Below are 4,841 nucleotides of genomic sequence, written 5' to 3'. Positions count from 1 at the left end.
GGTTTGAGGGGGCGCGGCTGTCGCGGGAAAGGAAGGCGGCGGTGGCCAGGGGGAATGATGATGCCTTTGCCTCAGACGCGGAGATGGGGGATAGTTGTCGCTCGTTCCAGGTCGGGGTGTCGGCGCCGCGACGTACAACAGCGATACGACCCGCCCAGGAAACATGGCGCAGGTTCTTTCCAGGAAAGACAGCACGATGAACATCTCCGACTCCATCTGCCCCGACTGCGGCGGACTCCTGGAAGTCCGACGCCAAGGCGCCAGCCAGGGCATGTTCTGCACACTCTGCTCCTGGGCTTTGCTCACCACCTGCCTGCCTGACTTCCTGAACGATGCGACTTTCTATCGAGTGACCGTGATCCTGGGTGACATCGACAACAACGCGCATCTGCAGGCAGTGGCGAGCCTGGCGGGCGTCAGCGTGCCGGAGGCGCGAAAACGGTTGCAAGCGCCGCAAGGGCTGGTGTTCACCGGGCTCGCCTACGAGATCGCGCCGATGCGGGAGACGCTTGCCGAGGCCGGCCTGGAGTTCCGGACCGACCCGCCGTTCCCCTGGTAGGCGCGGCGCCTGGCGCATTCGTCAGGGCGGGCATCCGCACCCGCCCGCCCAGCCGGGCCGGGATGCCCGGCTGCGCATATTGCCGCCGGCCGCGCCGATTGCTAGTATCCGCGCAGCACGACCCATCGACCATCACAAGGGCATTCCGATGAAGCGTTTTCTCGTCCTGGCATTCGCCACTTTCGCCCTTGCGCTGGCCGCGATGCGTCCGGCGGCGGCCGAGCAAGGCTGTCCCGACGGATACACCATGGCCGCGTTGGGCACCGCCCAGTGCATTCCCATTCCCGGCCTCTACCAAGTTCCCGGCGGCGCCCAGCAGCCGCAGCAGCCGGCTCCCCCGCCCGTCCGCTGGGAGGAGCGTTGGGGGGCGATCGCCTTCGATCCCGTGTCGGGCAAGACCGGGGTCGCGGGCAGTCGGACCGGCCGGCGGCAGGCTGAAGACGATGCCGTGGCGATCTGCCGGCAGAAGGGCGGCGGCGCCTGCAAGCTGGAAATCTCCTACGCCAATCAATGTGGCGTCATCGTCTGGGGCAATAACTGGGCGGTCGCCAAGTTCGCGGCCACGCTGGAGCAAGCCACGGAGCAGGCGCTCAATCAATGCAACCGCGATAGCGGCGGCACCTGCGAGGTCTTCTTCTCGGATTGCAGCATGCCCGTGCGGGTGCAATAGGGCGGGGCGGCGCTCAGGCCTTGGTCGGCGCCATCTCATCCAAGCGCAGCTTGATCAGGTCCAGCAGGGTACGAATACGCGCGCTGGCCGAATGCCGATGGCCATACACGGCCAGCAGCTGCAAGGGCGCCGGCCGCAATTCCAGCGGCACCTCCACCAGCCGGCCCGCCGCCAGATCCTCCTGGCAGGGACCGGCCGCCAGGATCGCATAGCCGATACCCTGGCGCGCGCCCGCCAGCGCCAGCGCGCCGCTGTTGACGCGGTAGCGGCTGCGCACCGGCACCTTCACCATGCGTCCGGCGGCGTCCACAAAACGCCAGGGTTGCCCCTGCAACGCGCTCAAGGTCGTGATGCAGGGCAGCGTCTTGAGCTGCGCCGTGCGCGTGGGCATGCCGGCGCGGGCGATCAGCCCGGGCGCGCCGACGACCAGGCTGGGCAGGCTGGCCAGCTCGCGCGTGACCAGCGTGCTGTCGTCCTGGTCGCCACGATGGAACACGATGGCCAGGTCCATGTCCTCGCGCAGCGCCTGTTCGCCGGCCATGCGGGTGTCGCATTGCAGTTCGACGCCGGGATGGCTGGCGCAGAATTCCGCGATGATCGGGCCCAGCAGCAGCGGGGCTTCGCCGGGCATGCACATGCGCAGCGGCCCGCGCAATGCCTGCTCGCCGGCGCCCAGTTCCTCGGCGGTGGCGGCCAGTGTGTCCAGCAAGGGCTTGGCGCGCTGATAGAGCAGGCGGCCGGCCTCGGTCATGCGCAGGTGGCGGGTGCTGCGTTCCAGCAGGCGCACGCCCAGGCTGCGTTCCAGCGCGGCCACGTGGCGGCTGACGTTGGAGGCCGGCAGCTGGAGCTGACGCGCCGCGCCGGCGAAGCTCTGTTCATCGACCACGGCCGCATAGACGCGCACCGTGTTCAGGTCCAGCTTGCTGAGCATGGATTATCCCGTTTCAGGTCATAGAGAACTGCATTTTCGCACTCTGGTTATCAAGAGTGGCGGAATCTAGCATGACGGCTTTGCGCAAGAGCGCGTCTGTACGGGAGATGGCAAGCATGGATATCGCGATTCTGGGCGGCGGCGTGGCGGGGTTGGCCACGGCCCTGGCGCTGGCGCGCCGGGGACATGAACCCCGCGTCTACGAGCGCCGCCCGGCGCCGGCCACGATGGGGGCGGGCGTGACGCTGTGGCCGAATGCCGGCTTCGTGCTGGCGGATCTGGAATTGCTGGACGAGGTGCTGGCGCTGGGCGGCACGCCCGCCGCCATGCATCGCTACGACGCCCAGGGCAGGTCGCTGGGCGGCCTTGATATCGAGCCGCTGGATCGCCTGATGGGATATCCCACTTGCGCCATCCTGCGCACGGACCTGCAAGCGGTGCTGCTCCGGCGGGCGCGCGAGGCGGGCGTGCCGGTGGCGTTCGGCCGCGAGGCCACGGCCATCGCCAACGATCCGGATGGCCGGGCCGTGGTGCACTTCGCGGATGGCGGGCATGCGCGCCCGGACCTGATCATCGGCGCGGACGGACGCATGTCCTCGGTGGCGCGGGCCCATGTGGCGGGCGGCAACGCGCCGGTCTATCAAGGCTTCGTCAACTGGATCGGCGTGGCCGAAAGCTCGCGCGACCTGGTGGACGGCGCTGCCATCCACGACTATTGGGGGCACGGCGAGCGCGTCGGCATCGTGGCGCTGGGGCGGCGCAAGGTCTATTGGGCGGGCGCGCAGGCGCAGACGCTGGAGCAGGCGCGCGCGTCGGCGGCCGCCGCGCAGGACGGCGAGTGGCGCAAGGTGCGCCGCCTGTTCGAGAGCTGGCCCGATCCCATAGGCGCGGTCATCGATGCCACGCCGCCGCGGGCCCTGCGCCTGATCGCGGTGCACGACCTGGAACCGCTGGCCCGCTGGCATCGCGGCAATGTGCTGCTGGTGGGCGACGCCGCGCACGCGCCGCTGCCCACGTCGGGACAGGGCGCCTGCCAGGCGCTGGAGGATGCCTGGCATCTGGCGCGCTGCATGGAGGATCCGGCCATGGGTCCGGGCGCGGAACTGGAGCAGGCGCTGGAACGGTTCGGCGGATTGCGGCGGGAGAAGACGGAGGCCATCACGCGGCAGGCAAGGTACTTCGCGCGCGAGTTGTTCATCACCGACCCGCAGGCTTGCCGCGAGCGCGACGCGCGCGTGCGCGCCAGCGATCCGCTGCAAGGCGTGCATGCGTTGGCGCAAGGCTGGGGGCGGGGCCTGCCTTTGCCGGCGCAGGCGCTGGCCGAAGTCGGGGCGGCCACCGTTGCCGGCAGCGGCGCGGGACGGTAGCGGTAACGTCGGCCACGAGATGGCTGGGCGGCCGAGGGGGTGCCTGGATTGAGGCGCGGGTAGCGACGCGACCCCGCGCGTTCAACCGCGCGGCGCCACCACCGGCTTGATCCGCATCACCGGCGTCGCCTGGCCGCCCGCATCCGCGCGCGGCCGGATCATCATCGGAAAAAAACGCCACAAATACAGCGCCAGGGCCAGCGCCCAGGCCGTGGCCGAGGCGTGCAGCAGACCCGTCACGGCGTTCGACGGCAGCAGCGCCGCCAGCCGCAGCAGCGCGGCCAGGATGATGAGCGCGTAGCTCAGCACCATGCTGCGGTCGGTCTGCAGCGGACGGCCCAGGTGGCCCAGCGCGGTGCGCGTGACCATGCCCAGGATCATGACCGAGAAGCCGGCCACGCCGATCACGTGCGCGGGCCAGGCCACGCGCACGACCAGGCCGGCCAGTTGCGCCGCGCCGACCAGCAGCCCGATGCTCAGGCCCAGGTAGCCGGCGTACAGGATCCACAGCAGCGGCACGCGCCGCGCGGCCCAGGGTTTCCAGGCCAGCCACTGGACCAGCGCGATCAGGCCGCTGGCGGCCAGCGCCAGCGCGGCGCCCTTGGGCGCGCCGGCCAGCAGCAGCACGATGGCCGCCACGCCGGCCGCGAGCTGCCAGTGGCCGCTCCGGGTATGCGGCGGAATGTCCAGGCCGGCCACGGCGCGCTTGGCGAAGAAGGGCAGCACGCGGCGCGCGATCAGCAGGGTCAGCACGGCCATGCTGAGCAGGCCGGCGTTGAAGTAGCGCATCAGGCCCAGGTAGTCGCCGGAGACGGCGGCCGTCAGGTACAGCAGATGGGCGGATGCCAGCGCGGCCAGCAGCAAGGGCACGCCGTAGTTGCGCTTGTTGCGCGTCAGCCAGACCGAGCGCCCCAGCGCCGCCGCGCCCCACAGGAAGAAGACCAGGTCGGCGATGCCCGCCAGCAGGAAGGCCGGACGGCCGGGAACCAGGTAGCCGGCGCGCGCGGCCAGCCATACCAGGCACAGCGCGGCCAGCGCGTTGCCGCGCAGCGGATTGCGGCCGGTCCAGTTGGCGCCGGCCGTGAGCAGGAAGCCCACGGCGATGGTGGCGACGAAGCCCCACAGCATCTCGTGCGCGTGCCAGGCCAGCCCGTTCAATTCGCCGCGCAGCAGCGACGGCGCGTGGATCCAGAGCAGCACCGAGATCAAGGCCCAGGCACAGCCGGCAAGGTACAGCGGGCGGAAACCCATTTCGGTGAAGGCGCGCCATTGCGGGCGGGGCCGGGCGGGGGCGCGGACGGGTTCGTCGATGGA

Annotated in this window: 5 protein-coding genes; 3 read left to right on the top strand and 2 right to left on the bottom strand. The window is 70.6% G+C overall.

Features of this window, described 5'->3' with window-relative positions; translation table 11 throughout:
• Positions 1 to 196 precede the first annotated feature (196 nt).
• Both AC6LJ5_RS29880 and AC6LJ5_RS29875 read left to right on the top strand, forming a co-directional pair.
• Entirely contained in the window at positions 197 to 559 is a 363-nt protein-coding gene (locus AC6LJ5_RS29880) for a hypothetical protein (RefSeq protein WP_498142401.1), read from the top strand.
• 148 nt (positions 560 to 707) lie between these two features.
• Entirely contained in the window at positions 708 to 1,229 is a 522-nt protein-coding gene (locus tag AC6LJ5_RS29875) for a DUF4189 domain-containing protein (RefSeq protein ID WP_498142400.1), read from the top strand.
• 13 nt (positions 1,230 to 1,242) lie between these two features.
• On the opposite strand, the gene AC6LJ5_RS29870 is transcribed toward AC6LJ5_RS29875, so the two are convergent.
• A complete protein-coding gene (locus AC6LJ5_RS29870) occupies positions 1,243 to 2,160 on the bottom strand; it encodes a LysR family transcriptional regulator (RefSeq protein WP_498142399.1) in 918 nt (305 codons plus the stop codon).
• A gap of 116 nt (positions 2,161 to 2,276) precedes the next feature.
• On the opposite strand from AC6LJ5_RS29870, the gene AC6LJ5_RS29865 reads away from it, so the two are divergent.
• A complete protein-coding gene (locus tag AC6LJ5_RS29865; protein ID WP_498142398.1) occupies positions 2,277 to 3,527 on the top strand; it encodes an FAD-dependent oxidoreductase in 1,251 nt (416 codons plus the stop codon).
• Positions 3,528 to 3,608: 81 nt separating this feature from the next.
• Here the strand turns inward: AC6LJ5_RS29865 and AC6LJ5_RS29860 are convergent, their stop codons facing one another.
• Positions 3,609 to 4,838: an NnrS family protein gene (locus AC6LJ5_RS29860; RefSeq protein ID WP_498142402.1), complete on the bottom strand. Its 1,230-nt coding sequence runs from the start codon at positions 4,836 to 4,838 to the stop codon at positions 3,609 to 3,611.
• Between the last annotated feature and the right edge of the window lie 3 nt (positions 4,839 to 4,841).

It is taken from the genome of Achromobacter sp. 1011791174 (assembly GCF_059760925.1).
The sequence above is the reverse complement of the archived record's forward strand: the minus strand, read 5'-3'. Positions and strand labels throughout refer to the sequence as shown.